The 15,125-nt window shown below is 51.1% G+C and carries 16 protein-coding genes; 4 read left to right on the top strand and 12 right to left on the bottom strand.

Translation table 11 applies throughout. The features are described 5' to 3' along the window. Window positions 1-482: 482 nt before the first annotated feature. The 6 genes from EKN00_RS09610 to EKN00_RS09585 all read right to left on the bottom strand — a co-directional run bounded on the left by EKN00_RS09610 (window position 483) and on the right by EKN00_RS09585 (window position 7,284). Complete coding sequence (locus EKN00_RS09610; protein ID WP_127849984.1) at window positions 483-2,630, bottom strand: LTA synthase family protein; 2,148 nt, start codon at window positions 2,628-2,630, stop codon at window positions 483-485. 257 nt (window positions 2,631-2,887) lie between these two features. Beyond that, window positions 2,888-3,142, bottom strand: a complete 255-nt coding sequence (locus tag EKN00_RS09605; protein WP_127849982.1) for a YkuJ family protein — start codon at window positions 3,140-3,142, stop codon at window positions 2,888-2,890. A gap of 109 nt (window positions 3,143-3,251) precedes the next feature. Continuing rightward, window positions 3,252-4,277, bottom strand: a complete 1,026-nt coding sequence (locus tag EKN00_RS09600; RefSeq protein WP_127849981.1) for a lysylphosphatidylglycerol synthase transmembrane domain-containing protein — start codon at window positions 4,275-4,277, stop codon at window positions 3,252-3,254. 8 nt (window positions 4,278-4,285) lie between these two features. Next, window positions 4,286-5,353, bottom strand: a complete 1,068-nt coding sequence (locus EKN00_RS09595) for a glycosyltransferase family 4 protein (protein WP_127849979.1) — start codon at window positions 5,351-5,353, stop codon at window positions 4,286-4,288. Next, window positions 5,350-6,573: a glycosyltransferase family 4 protein gene (locus tag EKN00_RS09590; RefSeq protein ID WP_127849977.1), complete on the bottom strand. Its 1,224-nt coding sequence runs from the start codon at window positions 6,571-6,573 to the stop codon at window positions 5,350-5,352. The genes EKN00_RS09595 and EKN00_RS09590 overlap by 4 nt, the downstream gene beginning before the upstream one ends. Window positions 6,574-6,852: 279 nt before the next feature. Then, on the bottom strand, window positions 6,853-7,284 hold the full coding sequence (locus EKN00_RS09585; RefSeq protein WP_127849975.1) for a hypothetical protein: 432 nt from the start codon (window positions 7,282-7,284) through the stop codon (window positions 6,853-6,855). Window positions 7,285-7,469: 185 nt separating this feature from the next. On the opposite strand from EKN00_RS09585, the gene EKN00_RS09580 reads away from it, so the two are divergent. Next, the gene (locus EKN00_RS09580) at window positions 7,470-8,540 is read left to right on the top strand and encodes an IS30 family transposase (RefSeq protein WP_127849994.1); all 1,071 of its coding nucleotides are present in this window, start codon (window positions 7,470-7,472) and stop codon (window positions 8,538-8,540) included. Window positions 8,541-8,651: 111 nt separating this feature from the next. Here EKN00_RS09580 and EKN00_RS09575 read toward each other — a convergent pair whose 3' ends face one another. From EKN00_RS09575 to EKN00_RS09560, 4 genes are all read right to left on the bottom strand, one after another. Then, on the bottom strand, window positions 8,652-9,011 hold the full coding sequence (locus tag EKN00_RS09575; protein WP_127849973.1) for a hypothetical protein: 360 nt from the start codon (window positions 9,009-9,011) through the stop codon (window positions 8,652-8,654). A gap of 78 nt (window positions 9,012-9,089) precedes the next feature. Beyond that, complete coding sequence (locus tag EKN00_RS09570; RefSeq protein ID WP_127849971.1) at window positions 9,090-9,527, bottom strand: hypothetical protein; 438 nt, start codon at window positions 9,525-9,527, stop codon at window positions 9,090-9,092. Window position 9,528: 1 nt separating this feature from the next. Beyond that, window positions 9,529-9,726: a helix-turn-helix transcriptional regulator gene (locus tag EKN00_RS09565; RefSeq protein WP_127849969.1), complete on the bottom strand. Its 198-nt coding sequence runs from the start codon at window positions 9,724-9,726 to the stop codon at window positions 9,529-9,531. A gap of 125 nt (window positions 9,727-9,851) precedes the next feature. Then, complete coding sequence (locus EKN00_RS09560; RefSeq protein WP_127849967.1) at window positions 9,852-10,736, bottom strand: LysR family transcriptional regulator; 885 nt, start codon at window positions 10,734-10,736, stop codon at window positions 9,852-9,854. Window positions 10,737-10,844: 108 nt separating this feature from the next. Between EKN00_RS09560 and EKN00_RS09555 the strand changes: the two genes are divergently transcribed. From EKN00_RS09555 to asnA, 3 genes are all read left to right on the top strand, one after another. Beyond that, window positions 10,845-11,399: a chromate transporter gene (locus EKN00_RS09555; protein WP_127849965.1), complete on the top strand. Its 555-nt coding sequence runs from the start codon at window positions 10,845-10,847 to the stop codon at window positions 11,397-11,399. Window positions 11,400-11,404: 5 nt separating this feature from the next. After that, window positions 11,405-11,956: a chromate transporter gene (locus tag EKN00_RS09550; RefSeq protein WP_127849964.1), complete on the top strand. Its 552-nt coding sequence runs from the start codon at window positions 11,405-11,407 to the stop codon at window positions 11,954-11,956. 717 nt (window positions 11,957-12,673) lie between these two features. Beyond that, complete coding sequence (gene asnA / locus EKN00_RS09545; RefSeq protein ID WP_127849962.1) at window positions 12,674-13,681, top strand: aspartate--ammonia ligase; 1,008 nt, start codon at window positions 12,674-12,676, stop codon at window positions 13,679-13,681. 104 nt (window positions 13,682-13,785) lie between these two features. Here asnA and arsC read toward each other — a convergent pair whose 3' ends face one another. Further along, the gene (arsC, locus tag EKN00_RS09540; RefSeq protein ID WP_127849960.1) at window positions 13,786-14,190 is read right to left on the bottom strand and encodes an arsenate reductase (thioredoxin); all 405 of its coding nucleotides are present in this window, start codon (window positions 14,188-14,190) and stop codon (window positions 13,786-13,788) included. Window positions 14,191-14,198: 8 nt separating this feature from the next. Then, complete coding sequence (locus tag EKN00_RS09535) at window positions 14,199-15,050, bottom strand: patatin-like phospholipase family protein (protein ID WP_127849959.1); 852 nt, start codon at window positions 15,048-15,050, stop codon at window positions 14,199-14,201. Between the last annotated feature and the right edge of the window lie 75 nt (window positions 15,051-15,125).

Below are 15,125 nucleotides of genomic sequence, written 5' to 3'. Positions count from 1 at the left end.
TTAATTCTTCCTTCAGCTAAAGCTGAAGAACCTACATTTATACGAAACTTTGTTCAGTTTTCAAGGAACCACTTTTTGACAACTTGATGATAATATCAAGTTAATCAATCGCTGTCAAGCGCTTATTCAGCCGCTGCTTTCCTACTACCGGAGCAGCAACGCCTGCCGCGCTAACAACAAGAGATATCTTACCAGCTACCCCCGAAACGGTCAAGGCACCAAAAACATCCTCCTTCTGCGATTCCGAATCACAAACCGACCAAGGTAGAAGATTATCCGTCTATCTTTCGGATTTTGCCGGAAGTTATCCTCCCACCTTCCCCGTTAACTCCACTAACACCGAACAATGACTCGCAAAAAATATTTTTAGCCATCTTATTAATCTTCCTTAAAGCCCCAAAATACTGCAAACGGCCGTAGAAAATTCGTTAAAAAAACCGCTAGCAGCCATCAACGGCCACTAGCGGTTTTAATCATCGAAACTATTTTTTACTGGACTTGGACGATGAGCTTGATGAGTCCTTCTTCGCGCTAGATGAAGGAGAACTGTCATCAGCATCCTTACCCTTCTTAAGTTCAGGTGCATCCGTTACGTACTGATCCACTACAGACTTCCCCTTGTTCTTCGCCAATAAGGATGTACCCTTCTTCTGGGCTTTCTTCAGTTCCTTCTTGGCCGCGGACAGCTTGTAATTGTAGTCACCAGCGTCCACCTTTTTGTAATTCTTCGGCTTGTAGAAGCGAAGCAAATCACCATTAACAACTCGATCAGAAAGCGAGAGGACGGTTGTTGTTCGGTTGATTGCCTCGTCTTCCGCCTTCTTCTGTGCTGGCGTTGGCTTCTTAATTAGTTCACCAGTTGTCGTGTTGTACAGGTGACTGCCAACGCGGGTTAACTGCGGTGTCACAAAATTCCCACTTCTAAAGGCGACAGTCTGATTGCGGTTAGCTGCCAGCAAGTCATTCCCAAACATCAGGTACTTAGAGGAATCCACCCCAAGCAGGTTCAAGAGCGTCGGCATAACGTCAATTTCACCACCATACGTGTGGTTGATGCCACCCTTAAGTCCAGGCATGTTGAACATCAAAGGCACCCGCTGCTGCTGCGCGTCATTATATTCGTTGTAGCCCTTAATGTTCATTAACTTGGCCATGGCCTTGTTGTGGTTACCAGAAACCCCATAGTGGTCCCCATAGAACATGACAAGCGAGTTCTTATCGAGGCCGGTCTTCTTGAGCCAGGCCATGAATTCACCGACTGACTGATCAAGGTAATGTGCCGTCTGCAGATAACCATCAACGGTCTTGTCCCCTGTATCGGTCTTCGGGATGTCGGTGACGTTCTTCTTATCCAGTGGGTACGGGTAGTGGTTCGTGAGGGTAATCATTTTTGCGTAAAACGGTTGTGGCAGTTGTTCAATATACTGCGCGGACTGCTGGAATAACAGCTTGTCCTTCATCCCATAACCGATATCGTAGTCGCTCTTGACGTCATAGTAACTCTTACTAATCCAGTAATCGTAGCCCCACTGCTTGTACGTGTTATCACGGTTCCAAAAACTACCCTTGTCCCCGTGGAATGCCGCCGTGGTGTAGCCGTCCTCATCAAGAATCGATGGTACAGCCTCAAACGTGTTACTGCTCCCGTAGTTACTCATAACGGAGCCGCCATCAATCCCGTAAAGCGAGTTTTCAAGCATCAGTTCCGCGTCGGAAGTTTTACCTTGCCCAACCTGGTTGAAGAAGTTATCAAACGCAATGGTGTCATTTGCGTGATAAATCTTGTTGAGGTTCGGCGTAACTTCCTTACCGTCGTACTTAAAATCGATTAGGAACTGCTGGAAGCTTTCGAGGTGAATGACAAACACGTTCTTGCCCTTCGCCACCCCGGTGTATTGGACGTTCGGTGCAATCCGGTTATTATTAATCCACTTCTTCACACTCTTCAGGTCACTTGCGGAAGCCTTGGCACGCACTGCACTGGTCTGCGCCGTTTTGACCCCATCGTAAACCGTGTACACGTCTAGCCCGAGATACTTAACGATGTAGTTATTGTCGAACGTCCGTGTTAGTAATCCAGAACGGTCGTGGTACGCCATGGACAGGTTCGCCCCGAACAAAACGACAGCAAAAACAGACACCAACATGGCGAACCGCTTCTTGATTGGCCGGATGTCCATGCGAATGAGCTTGAACGCGAGCACCAGAATTAAAATGGCAACATCCAAGAAGACAAGAAAGTCTCCAGGCTTAATAATTCCTGCAATCGCGGTGCTCAAATTGTTGGACACCGAGCTGCTCCCCTTCATGAGGGCAAACGTGATGAAATCTGAAAATTCGCGGTAGTACAACACATTCGCGAAAAGCCACATGCTGGTCAGGAGATCAACAATGATGATGGAAACATAGGATTTTCGCCCCGTCATGTACAATCCAATGCCGAAAAGCAGGATGGTTGCGGGAAGAGGGTTCAATACAAGCAGCATTTGTTGGAACCTGCCGTCAACGCCGAGCGCAAATCTTGTATTGTAAACCCAGAGTGTTTTTGCCCAGAACAGGACAATCGCGAGCACAAAGAATCCGAGTCGTGAATTTAACCACGACTGAATTCGACTGCCAACTTGCTTCATGGTGAACCTCCGTAACGTAAACTATTAACAGAATAAGTCTACACATAAACCCCCGAAATAACAATTTGGACGGGTAAAAGTGACAATAACTTAAACAAAACGCCAAGGGTTGTAACAAACAACACCCCATTGGCGCCAAAACACGAATGACTTGGTCAAAATTCTATCGGCTAATCAAAGAAAAAGGGCTGAGCAACACGCCCAACCCTTTCTTTGCGCACCACAAGCTAGGGCAATACCCCAGTGTATGCAAATTATTAGTCTTCGTTAACGTCGGTACCGTCATCGAGGAGGTCAAAAATCTCCATTGCGACAAGGTCGATGTTGTCGAATTGGAAGGTCTGATGATCAGCCAGTTCTTCCAGTTCAAATGTTTCTGTCTTTGGGTCGTACGTTACGAGACCGCGTTCTTCACCGTTCTTCTCAAACCGACGTGTCTGCACCTCGGTAGAGTCAGTGTCTTGCATTGCCTCGAGACGCTTGATGATTGCAACGAGTTGTGAGCCTTTCATGGGAGTGCCCCCTTCTTTTATATCCGGTATGAGCATACCACGGATTCGCTACTCATGCCGCAAAAAATAGTTAGTTTGTGCGAAAAATAGGGATTTTTTTACGTCTTGTTCATTCGTCATCGATTTTGGTGAGCCGGTGTGGCTGAATTCCAACCGCGATAATTCCGCAAACCATCCCCAAGTAGTACGTGAGCACACGCCACAGCAGCATGGCCAGCACCAACTGGGCGGGATTACTCATAAACGTGGAGAAAATACGGCTGAAACTGTATTCCGCGCCCCCACTGCCCCCAGGAATTGGAAACAGCGACACAATCATCACAATCATGACGTGCATGACGATGACCCGAATGAAATTCACTTGCGGAACGTGCAGTGCGAGAAGCACAAAATATGGGACGCTGTAATACATGAGCAGCTGCACAAGGGTCAGCAAACTCGCCTTGATGACCTTCTTCTTCTCGCGTTTGAGGTGCAGGCTCTCCTCGTAAAAGCTGTCGATTTTTAACTCGGCACGTGCTTCTAGCTTCAGCCTGCGCTCTTCGCCAAGCACCCAACCAACCGGCACGAGCAGTGCAGCAACCATCCTCTTAGTGAATCCGTAACAGTACATCACCAGCAGCAAACCAGCAATGACCGTGACGTGAATTACCATACCGAAAATGATGAACCACTTGATCGGGCCCAACTGGTCGGCGATGTAATGGAAACCTACCGCAATCGTCAGCAGAAAGTTCACCAGGACCATCAACTGGTACACAACAAACTTCATCAGGAGCACCGAACTAGCCCGTCCGCCTTCGATGCCACTGCGCATCAACGCGATTAGCTGCGCCGGCTGACCACCAGTCGAAAACGGGGTGATGGCGTTGAAGAGCTGTTCAACTAGCGGTACACGCACCGCTTCCCGAAATGGTAGCCGCTCGTGTTCTTGTTTTAAAAAGACCTGAACAATAATCGTTTCAATTAGCCACGAGCCGAACATCATCAAGACACCGACCAGAATCCACCACCAGTTAAGGGTGTGGAGTTGGTGCAACATGTGCCGCATGTTCGTGTGCCGGCTCTCCCACGCGAAGATACCCACCCCGATGAGTAACATCACGAATGTAGTTAGCTTGTTTTTGAGCGACATCAGCTGACCTACTTCTTTCCGACTTTTTTCTTGTCCTTCTTGCCCTTCTTGAAGTGAACCTTCTTGGCCTGGTCCTTATAGAACTGCTCCCACACGTGCGCCAAATGTTCCTCGGAATATTCGTCCGTGGCCACCGCGCTAAGTTCAGCGTAGTGCTGCAGCTTCCCCGGGTTCGCCTTAAGATCCTGAATCTTTGCTTCCATATCAAGCATGTCGTCCGCTTCAACCGCGTAGGGCTCAATGATTTGGTCGTAAAGTTCGAGGCTGCGCACCATGACGGGGGTGTGCGTCGCAAAGGCTTCAAGCACCGTCATCGGAAAAAGCTCTTCGTAAGATGGTAGCAGGAACAAATCGGCCACATTGTAGTAGTGAATCATCGTGTCACGGGCAATGATGCCGGTGAATTTGAGGTTAGCGGGTGCATCCGCCACCGCTTTTTTGAGGTGACTGTACCCGTTAGTGATAGCACCAAAGGAAAAGCCCCCCGCCCAGATGAACTGCACGTCTGGGTTGCGTTTAGCTAGTTCGATAAAGTCATCAATTCCCTTGCGTTCTTGTACCTGTCCGGCACCAAAAACAACAAAGGCATCCTGGTCGATACCTAAATCTTCGCGGAGTAATTTTTGCCGCTCTGCGGTTTCCGGATGGAACGTCTTCGTGGCCACAAAGTTGGGAATGTAGGTCACGGTGTCGGGATCAATCCCGTAAGCGGCGAGCCGCGGAATGAAGTTGGGATTGACCACAACCAAGTGATCCATGCGCTTGTAAAAGGCAATCACGTACTTATCTAGGCTGACGCGGGCCACTGCGGGCAGCGTCAAACTCGAATCGAGCGTGTCGGGTAGAAAGTGAACGTAACCGATTTTCCGTCCGCGCTTTGGCGCCCATGTGGACAGGAAAAACTGGGGGTCGATGGTGTGGTAGTGACTGATGGTGCTGCGGCTGTAGTTATTCACCCGAATTTTGAATTCATCCGGGAAATACTTCTTCAGCAGCCCCATGAGCTCCAGGTACGCCGACCCGACGCCCTGCCCCGCCACCTTATCTGCGGAGCTAAACATGTTAATACTAATCATTCTTCATCTTTCCCCCATACGCGCCGAAAGTTCAGTGGCTTTGCAAATGAGCGCGTCGTTAGGCGATCATCAATTGTTTCATTGTAGTAAACCGTTGCGTCCTTGTAGAACTTGACCACGCGTTCGCCAAAGCGGTCCGCGGAAATGGCGTCCAACTTTGCCTCCCGTGCCGTCGGGTCAGCGTACTTGTCAGCATTCTGCAAATACTCGATTGCCAGCTGTGCCATCTCGGTGGTGCGGTGGAAAGTGCGGCCAATGGTTGGGTCGCTCAGCAGTGCGTTGGTGTAATCGCCAGCCAGGGCCAAAACCTTGGTCCCCGCCGCCATCGCCTCAAGGTACGTCAATCCCTGGGCCTCCGAGTCACTAGCTGACATAAAGATATCGGCTGCCCGGTAGTAAAGCGGCACCTCATCGTGATTAACCTCACCGATAAAGCGCACGTGTTCACCCAGTTCGAGGGATTCGGTTTGTTCCTCCAGGCTTTCGCGAGCAGGCCCGTCACCCACAATGAGCAAAACGGCATCTGGCACCGCCTTCAGAATCCGCGGCATGGCGTCAATCACGCGGTCAATGCGTTTTTCGAATGCAACTCGAGACAGCGAAATAAGAACCGGCACGTCCGTTAGTCCCAGCTCGGCACGAATATCCCGATTGTCGTTTTGCTTGTAGGCACCCAGCTCAATCCCGGTTGGAATGACGCGGATTGGCGCGGTCACGCCGTAGCCAGCGAGCGTTTCGAGCACCCGGTCACTTGGCGCCACAATCCCGGCGTCATTGTGCACGAAGGTTCTGGTCATCTGGCGCACATGGTACGGCCGCAGAAGGTGGCCGTTCAGAATGTAGTGCAGATAATCTTCATACATTGTGTGGTAAGTATGTACGGTTGGAATGTGCATATTCCGCGCCACGAATTTGCCAATAAAGCCCAGGGAAAATTCGGTCTGCGTGTGCACAATATCGAGCTTCAAATCCTTCGCCACCTGCAGCGCGTGAAATAAACCGCGCACCGCAATCCGGCGGTCTTTGAAGGACACGAAGGCCACACTGCCGAAGCGGAAGATATTAGGTTCAACCGCGTCATCAGGGACGTGGGGATCCGTAGTCGTAAAAATGTAGACAGAGTGTCCGCGTGCCTCCAACTGATCCTTTAGGGTCTTGATGGACGTTGCAACCCCGCTCACTTGCGGAAAATAGCTGTCTGTGAAAATACCAATGTTCACCTGACTCACTCCAAACTCGTCAAGAATTATGTTTAGTATAGCGAACTCACACGCGCATATGCAATTTGCGGCGGTGAATCATTACTCTTAATCAACAATCATCGATTCTTATGATGCGCCACGGTGCGCGCAAAAACATCAGACTACCGACCTATTTCCCAATTAATCAGCAAAAAGATATCGGCAAAAAGGGCGCACAGAGGGAAAGCTCCCCCCTGTGCGCCCTGCTAATCCCCAGCAATCTCGACGTGCTGGTTGCTGGCCCAATCAACAACAGAATCACTGCGCGAAAATTGCCCGCCGGTACTTCGCAAACCAGCCCTTACCCAGACTGTAATCCGCAACGAACAATAACTTGCGGTCCGTGTACACGTGCTTATTCCGCTTGACGAAGTAATCGCGTGCGGTGTTGGCATACGCCTGCGTCTTAAACTGCAATAGCTGCATTGGCGTATCGCTGCTACCATTAAACTTCACACCGCTCGTGGCCTTAATTGCACTCGGCAACTGCGCAACTGATATATTTTGAACATGTTCCGCCGGCAAGCCGCGCTCCTTGAACCCATCCAGGTAATCACGGGCCGTCTTACTCTGGACCCGCTTGTTGCTCGTCGCCGAGGAGGAAGCGGAATCCGACTTCTGAGCGCCGCAACCTGCAAGGGTCAACGCGGCAAGCACAACGACAAACGTCCCAGCCAAACTTTTTTTCATGCGTAAATCACTCCTAATGTTCTGATAACTTAAATGTACCAAATAACAGCCAAATATATTTCCCCCGCGTTTTACAATCAAGTTAGCCACTATCGTTAGCACTCAGACAAAATAAAAAACACCAAGTCGATACGACCTGTTATCATTAAAGTTCCTACACAATTAATGAAAGAGGTATCGTCTTGATGCAAGAACAGAATATCATGTCTCACACCAAAGGTCACCATCTGACTGCTTTCGAACGTGGAAAAATCGCTGCACTTCATGGAGAGGAGAAGTCAAATCGAGAAATTGCACGCATACTTGGTATCTGCCGGCAAACCGTCGCCAACGAGCTAAACCGAGGCCAGATCGATCAGGTTCAGAAGGTCAATGGCAAGCGTGTGTATCGCACTGAATACAGCGCTGAGACAGCCCAGCTTCGCTACGAAGAGAACCGGCGGCGATGCCACAGACCTCTCAAGCTCGTCCAAGCCGCTGACTTCATCGCTCACTTCACAGAACACTTCAAACAAGACGGCTGGTCCCCAGACGCCGTGGTTGGCCGAGCCAAGGAAAAGAAGCTCTATCGACCCGAGGAGATGGTTTGCACGGCGACGCTGTACAGCTACATTGATGCTCAGCTCCTGGAGATCAAGAATATTGATCTGCTGGAGAAGACCAGCCACCACATCAAGCACAAGGCCAACACCAAGCATAAACGCCTGCTTACTGGACGCAGTATCGATGAGCGCCCCAAACGTGTGGATAGTCGCCGTGAGTTCGGCCACTTCGAGTTAGATACAGTGGTGGGTAAGCGTGATGGTCAAGAGAGCGTCATTATGACGTTCATCGAACGCAAGTCCCGTTTCCAGTTCATGCGTCTGATTGATGGCCGCGACGCCGACTCCGTAAACTACGCCATGCGCGGTATCGTTGCGGAGTACGGCGACGTCATTAAAACAATTACTGCCGACAATGGCTCTGAGTTTGCCGACCTAGACTCGGTGCTCGATGGCGTGGCCACCGTGTACTATGCGCATCCATACCGTTCCAGCGAGCGCGGCACCAACGAGGTCCACAATAAGATGGTTCGGCGAGACTTTCCCAAAGGTGAATCCCTAGACGCTGTCAGCCCACAAGCTGTCGCCGAAACTCAAGATCGGCTCAACCGCCTCCCTCGTCGCCAACTCAGATATCGGACGACCGAGGAAGTCTTCGTCGCTGAGCGCGCTCGAGCTCAGCGACGAGCTGCCAAGGTAGTCGTAGCCAGCTAACTCAACTCATCAAAGATAACAGTTCATCTCACGGTGTCGTGCCATGGGTGGCTAACTTGTTCTTGCAATTTGCGCAAATATATTTCCGTCTTAGGTAGGATTTATTACTGGTTACTCGCCATCATCGTGCTTTTCGTGCCAATTAAGAACAAAGTAAGCCGCGCCGCTCGTCAGCAACATTAACGCCAAGACTATGCTGGTAGCCGCTGAAGTCAGCCCATTTTGCCAATAATAACTAATTCCAAGCCACAATAATCCCTGAATAACTATGAAGACATTCATGACTCCAAGCAGTGTAAACAGAACTCCATACATAAATGCGTGTTTAAGTGTCTGTGGGTACGCGTTGTGCACAATAAAATAAGGAACGCCGGTCACCGCAGCACTAGCCATCACGGTCAGCAGCAGAATATCCTGACTGGCGAATAAGTGTACACCCAAAACAGTGCAAATCAGTGTGACAAAACTCACAGCCATCATCGTGACGCCGGCAATGCGTCATCCCCGCAAGCGGAAAAGCAGTTGTCTTTCGTCCATACCGCGGCCTCCCTAATTGTCCTTGTCAGCTTTACCTTCGCGCCAGGCGTAAATCGTTAAACAAATCGCCAAAATAACAAACGTAACGGCAACCGCCACCTGCGTGAACCCTGCTTGCAACTTACCGTGGCTGAAAAGGTAATTAAGACCAAGCCGCCGCATCTCCGGTACCACCTTAATCAACCACACTAGGGCCAAAGCGAGCCAGAACCAAATCATGGACTTCAAATGCTTGACCTCGTCAGGCATAAAATATGCGCTGCTAAAAATAAAGTACGGAATCACCGTTATGGTCGGTAGAATCAGCGCAATCATGAACAAATTCCAGCCAGAACCAAATATATTCTGGCCAGCGTCACCCGCGATTGCATTAATGAACAACACAACCAGCACTTCAGCAAGTGCGATGAACCAGCCCCGTGCCCTAATTTGTTTTTGCCGTTCGTCCATCCTAGTCACCTTCCCAAAAAAGCTCATCCAAAGTTTTTCCTAACGCTCGGCAAATGCCAATGCACAGCTGAATCGTCGGGTTATAGTCACCCTTTTCAATCGCACCAATGGTCTGGCGGGTGACGCCAACTAAATTTGCCAGCTCGGTCTGCGTCAAGCCTCGTGCTACTCTTGCCGCCTTAATGCGTGCGTTCGCCATGCAGTTCACCTCAAACTCATTGTAATATATATTTTACATATTGCAATATATATTTTACATTAATTGGAATTTTTTTGTTGCTTCCGTCGCCATCTCAGTTGTTGCTGTCTCTGTAAACCGAACGGCTAATCACCTGCGTCTGTGCCCGCCTCCCGGAAGCAGTTAATCAAGTCGCGTTCCACCTGCGTCAGTTCCGCGCTCGCTAAGGTAATCGCATAATTGGTGGTGGCCAACTTCTTGCCGGGTAGCCGCATTTGCACGAGTGCACCGCTCGTCAATTCTGGCCTGGCAATCGGCGCCGGTAAAATCGTCACCCCCAGTCCCGCTCGCGCCGCGGCAATCAGGACTTGGGTATTCACGCTTTCCAGCATCGGTTCAACTTCCAGCCCGAGCTCATGCATGCGTTCATCAAAATGATCACGCAGCGTGCTCCCTTTTTCCCGCAGCAAAAATGGTAAATCCGGCAGTTGCCGTCTCGTCAGCTGCAAATCATCCGTGAAGTCCGGTGCGGCCACCGGCATCAGTTCATACTCGGACAAGCGCTCCGTGCGAAAAGATTTTCCCGACGCAAACCCCTCCACGAAGGCCACGTCGATATCACCATCGAGCAGGCGCTGCTTGATTTGCTGAACATTTTCCGCGAATAATTGCAGCGGCACATCCGGATATTGCTGCCGAAACTTGGTAATGGCCGCGGGCAGCACATTCTGACCAAACGTCAGACTGGTGCCCACACGCAGCGGCAGCTGGCCCGTCTGCACGGAGCCAAAATTTGCCAGTGCCGAATAGTCGGTGAGTAGTTGCGTTGCCCGGATGCGAAAAGCGCGTCCCGCATTGTTAAGGTGCAACCGGTGGTCAATACGGTCGAATAGCTGAATGCCCACGCTCTCCTCTAATTCTCGAATTGCCTTGGAAACCGCTGGCTGGGACAAGAACATTTTGCTTGCCGCCTTTGTGATTGAGCCCGTTGCCGCAACGTTGTTGAAGATTTCTAGCTGTCTGATGTTCATGGGCGCGCCGCCTTTCTTAACTAATTAGATATGTTAAGTGCACAAAACATGTCATTTTAGTCAAGTTTACCACCATGTAGAATTGAGTGTGAGGGAGGCGCGATACTCATGCGTAAAAACTGGCTTTTGTTTAAAATCTATCTTCTTGCGGGCACCCTAACCTTCTCGGGCGGGATGGCAATGCTGCCGACGATTGAACGGGTCGTGGTGAACAAATACCACCTGATGTCTCGTGCGGATCTTTATGAATACTCAACGCTTTCGCAAACTCTGCCCGGAGTGATTGCCCTGACCAACGCCTGTTTCATCGGCAAAAAGGTTAATGGTCGCAGCGGAATGATCTTTGCGGGCCTCGGTGCCGTATTGCCCGCCTTTGTGCTCATGTCGCTTGCGACAACGGCTTACCAGTTGGTGCCAAAAGAAGGGATTGCACTCAGTATCCTTGGCGCAATTCGCGCAGCCTCCGCCGCTTTCCTGTTCAGCGCGGCGTACAGCTTGGCGCGGTACAACCTCTCCGATAAGTTGTCCGTGTTGCTCGCGCTGGGCTGTTTCCTGCTGACGGTGCTTAGTGTCGCTTCCGCCCCTACGTTAATCATTGGTGCCGCAGTAGTTGGCATCACCAGCACGTTCGTTAAGCGTCAGCGCGACCAGAAAAAGGGGTAATCCACATGCTGAATGTCTTTCTTGCGTTTCTCAAAATCGGATTCTTGGGCTTTGGCGGTGGGTACGCAATGCTCTCCTTGATTTTTGCTGAATCCGCCCGTTTCGGCTTATCGGTTCAGCAATTCGCCGACTTAACGGCACTCGACGGACTCATCCCCGGCCCCATCGCGATTAATTCGGCCACCTACATCGGCCAAATGTACGGCGGCTTCTGGACTGGTGTTGCCGCAACGCTTGCCGTGAGCGTTCCGTCCATGATTTTCGTACCGCTGTATATGCACTTTGAAACTAGGATTAAGAATAATTGGCTGCTCAGTGCAATCCTGAACGGCATCAAGCCCGCAGCTGTTGGCCTGATTCTGGCCGTGGCACTCAGCTTGCTTCTGACAACCGTTTTTGGCATCAACGATATCTTCAGCCTGGCCCAAGCGCACGTTGACTGGGTAAGCATCGTCGTCCTGGTGCTGGTCCTGGGTCTTGATTTGAAGTGGCACACTAACCCCGTTTTATTAATGCTGCTGGCAGGCGTCATCGGTGCAGTTGCTTTTTATCTTTAGCCTCGAAAAAATTTTTGGCTTTTTTATTCCCAGGCAAAAGTCCCGCGGATCAACGTTTGGTTACCCATTCAGGTCGCCACGTTCTTGCCATATTGCTAATTATTTTCACATTTGCCTTTTACATTTTGAAATTACGTGCTAAGATAAGCGCAAGTTAAATATTCAAGGCAATAAGGAAGACCAGTAAGGCAGTGCAACCTGACAGTGACTTGGGAATAGTGAGAACCCATCCAGCGTTTGTGCTCCCTGAATAACCCTCCCTTAGGCTGCTAACCCAAAGGTCCCTGACCGAGTAGACTTAGCCGTTACCGGAACGTTATCACCGGCGGAGTATGTTAGTACTCTATGAGGTGGTTTATTTTAGATAAACAATTTGGGTGGTACCGCGAAATTAATTTCGTCCCTGTAAATAGCTTAGTGGCTATTTGCAGGGACTTTTTGTTTGCCCGGAGTCGGGGTCCTGAACGCCCTGATGCCCTCTGTGCTAGTCGAGCTCCCGCCCCCAGAAGCTTGCGGATATCCACACCCTGACCATGATGGGAAAAACGCCCATCATGGTCAGAGTGCCGATAGCCACTTGCACTCACCGATTTATCGGTGTTAGTGCAATGGACATCGAAGATTCCTCAGCTTCTAAACGGGGTCGGTCGCTCTGTGCGGTCCCAATGCCTCAGTTGTCCGTCACTTTCAGTCACCTAATACCAAGGAGAACTTATTATGCAACTCATCATTCCAGATCACTACGACCCAAAGCTCAGCATTCGCGAAACCCAGGAAGCCATTCGCTACATCCGGGAAACCTTCCAGGATGAATTCGGTAAGGAGCTTAACCTATCCCGTTTGTCCGCACCAATGATGGTCCCCCGGTCCACCGGGCTCAACGACAACTTGAACGGTTACGAAACCCCCGTTTCCTTCACCATGCAGGAAATCCCAGACGACACGATGGAAATCGTCCACTCCCTCGCTAAGTGGAAGCGCTGGACCCTCGGCCGTTACGGTTTTAAGCCCGGCGAAGGTCTGTACACTAACATGAACGCCATTCGCAAGGATGAAGAACTCGACAACATCCACTCCATTTACGTTGACCAGTGGGACTGGGAAAAGGTCATCACCCGCGAGCAGCGCACCACGGACACACTGAAGGAAACCGTGCGGCACATCTTCAAGGTCATCAAGCACATGGAGCACGAAGTTTGGTACAAGTACCCAGAGGCCGTTCACCACTTGCCTGACGAAATTCACTTCGTCACCACGCAAGAACTCGAAGACCGCTGGCCAGACTACACGCCAAAGGAACGCGAAGATGCAATCACCAAGGAACTCGGCTGTGTCTTCCTGATGCAAATCGGTGGTGCCATGAAGTCCGGCCAGATTCACGACGGCCGCGCCGCAGACTACGATGACTGGTCCCTGAACGGTGACATCCTGTTCTGGTACGAACCTCTCCAGCACGCCCTCGAAATTTCCAGCATGGGTATCCGTGTTGACGCCGAAGCAATGGCACGTCAGCTTAAGATTGCCGGCCAGGAAGAACGCCTCGCACTACCATTCCACAAGGCAGTCATGAGCGAAGAAGTTCCATTTACCATCGGTGGTGGGATTGGTCAGAGCCGCCTGTGCATGTTGCTACTCGGCAAGGCCCACGTTGGTGAGGTCCAGGCTAGCGTTTGGCCAGCAGACATGCTCAAACAGACCGAAGCTGCAGGCATCCACATTCTGTAATTGACAAACTAAGCATTAAAAAAAGTAGCGGCCAGCAATGGTCGCTACTTTTTTTGTCTAATCCGTTTCCGTCATCGAACCACAATCGCTGTGCGCGGTTAAAATCATTCCGCCGCTAGTGCTTCGATTCGCCGTCCAATTTCATCCCGCACGTCGCGGAACACCTGCAAAATTTCCGTTTCGCTGCCGCGCGCCTGCGCGGGATCCGGCAGTGGCCAGTGGCGTTTTTCAACTGAAGCCGGCGTTACCGGGCAGCGGTCCCGCGCGTCGCCGCACAGCGTCACCACGAGGTCGCAGGTATTCAGGTACGCCGAATCAATCAGCTTCGATTCGTTACGACTAATATCGATGCCCACCTCGGCCATCACCTGCACGGCCCGCGGATTCAGTCCGTGCTTTTCAATCCCAGCGCTAGCAATCCGCCAGTCCGGCAGGTATTTGCGCGCAAAACCTTCCGCCATCTGACTGCGGCACGAGTTACCCGTGCACAGAAAATATATTTGCTTCATCACGTCACCTATTGCAGATACAACTGTAATTCCGGAATCAATGCGTTGGTCTGGGCCAACCCCGTTTCGTACAGCGCTTCCAGCTTGCTGGTATCTGGTTCCAGCCGCCCCACGGTGACCGGGTCGTTGGGGGCGATGACGAAGACTTTCCCCGCCGCCTCCAATTCATCCAATTGGTCGGCTTGGCGGTTGTACATCTCGGGCCTTGCCGCAGCGGCCTTGACAAAATCAGGGTACTTGGCGAAAGCGTGCTCGTACGCGTACCGAAGCGGCGATTGTGTCCGAGACTTGCGGTATTCGCGCTCGCGGGTGCGAATCACAACAATTTTGTCATAACCCGACAGCTGGGCATAGGCGTACGGAATCGAATCCGTAATGCCACCATCAAGGCACAGGCCCTGCTTGGTTGGAGTTGGCGCAGAGATGAATGGCATCGAGCTAGACGCCTTGAGCGTTTGGACCATTTCGCGGCCGGTTGGGTGGTCAAAGTAAACCGCACGACCCAATTCCAGCGAGGTGGCCACAATCACAAACTTCGACGGTGAGCGGCGGTAGGTTGTCGCGTCGAAATCAACCCAGTCGGAACCGTGTGATTCAAATAGGTAATTCAAATTAATAATATCCTGCCGCCGAAATGCCCGGCGCACGGAAATGTAGTTCTTGTCGTGGCGGTACTTCGTGTTGATTTCGTTCGTCCGCCCGCGCTGCTCGGAAATGTAATTGGTCCCGCAAAGCGCACCAGCAGAAACACCAATGACCGTCTCAAAATGAATATCGTGATCAAGAAAGGCATCAAGCACCCCCGCCGTATATTCGCCGCGCAGGGCCCCGCCTTCAAGAACTAATGCTGCTTTGTACATTACAAACTCCTCCTTGTACCAATCACCAATTGGTGCATCAACGGGCACACCACCCTTGGTCCGTCGTTAGTGTGA

The organism is Lacticaseibacillus hulanensis, from assembly GCF_004010095.1.
Lineage (GTDB): Bacteria > Bacillota > Bacilli > Lactobacillales > Lactobacillaceae > Lacticaseibacillus > Lacticaseibacillus hulanensis.
This window is presented reverse-complemented; position numbering and strand designations above follow the sequence as displayed.

Coding starts and splice junctions, on each gene's coding strand:
- EKN00_RS09570 (WP_127849971.1), bottom strand. CDS start 9,527: ATGGACGAACGGCAAAAACAAATTAGGGCACGGGGCTGGTTCATCGCA.
- EKN00_RS09605 (WP_127849982.1), bottom strand. CDS start 3,142: ATGAAAGGCTCACAACTCGTTGCAATCATCAAGCGTCTCGAGGCAATG.
- asnA (WP_127849962.1), top strand. CDS start 12,674: ATGCAACTCATCATTCCAGATCACTACGACCCAAAGCTCAGCATTCGC.
- EKN00_RS09565 (WP_127849969.1), bottom strand. CDS start 9,726: ATGGCGAACGCACGCATTAAGGCGGCAAGAGTAGCACGAGGCTTGACG.
- EKN00_RS09560 (WP_127849967.1), bottom strand. CDS start 10,736: ATGAACATCAGACAGCTAGAAATCTTCAACAACGTTGCGGCAACGGGC.
- EKN00_RS09585 (WP_127849975.1), bottom strand. CDS start 7,284: ATGAAAAAAAGTTTGGCTGGGACGTTTGTCGTTGTGCTTGCCGCGTTG.
- EKN00_RS09595 (WP_127849979.1), bottom strand. CDS start 5,353: ATGATTAGTATTAACATGTTTAGCTCCGCAGATAAGGTGGCGGGGCAG.
- EKN00_RS09555 (WP_127849965.1), top strand. CDS start 10,845: ATGCGTAAAAACTGGCTTTTGTTTAAAATCTATCTTCTTGCGGGCACC.
- EKN00_RS09600 (WP_127849981.1), bottom strand. CDS start 4,277: ATGTCGCTCAAAAACAAGCTAACTACATTCGTGATGTTACTCATCGGG.
- EKN00_RS09610 (WP_127849984.1), bottom strand. CDS start 2,630: ATGAAGCAAGTTGGCAGTCGAATTCAGTCGTGGTTAAATTCACGACTC.
- EKN00_RS09580 (WP_127849994.1), top strand. CDS start 7,470: ATGCAAGAACAGAATATCATGTCTCACACCAAAGGTCACCATCTGACT.
- EKN00_RS09535 (WP_127849959.1), bottom strand. CDS start 15,050: ATGTACAAAGCAGCATTAGTTCTTGAAGGCGGGGCCCTGCGCGGCGAA.
- arsC (WP_127849960.1), bottom strand. CDS start 14,190: ATGAAGCAAATATATTTTCTGTGCACGGGTAACTCGTGCCGCAGTCAG.
- EKN00_RS09550 (WP_127849964.1), top strand. CDS start 11,405: ATGCTGAATGTCTTTCTTGCGTTTCTCAAAATCGGATTCTTGGGCTTT.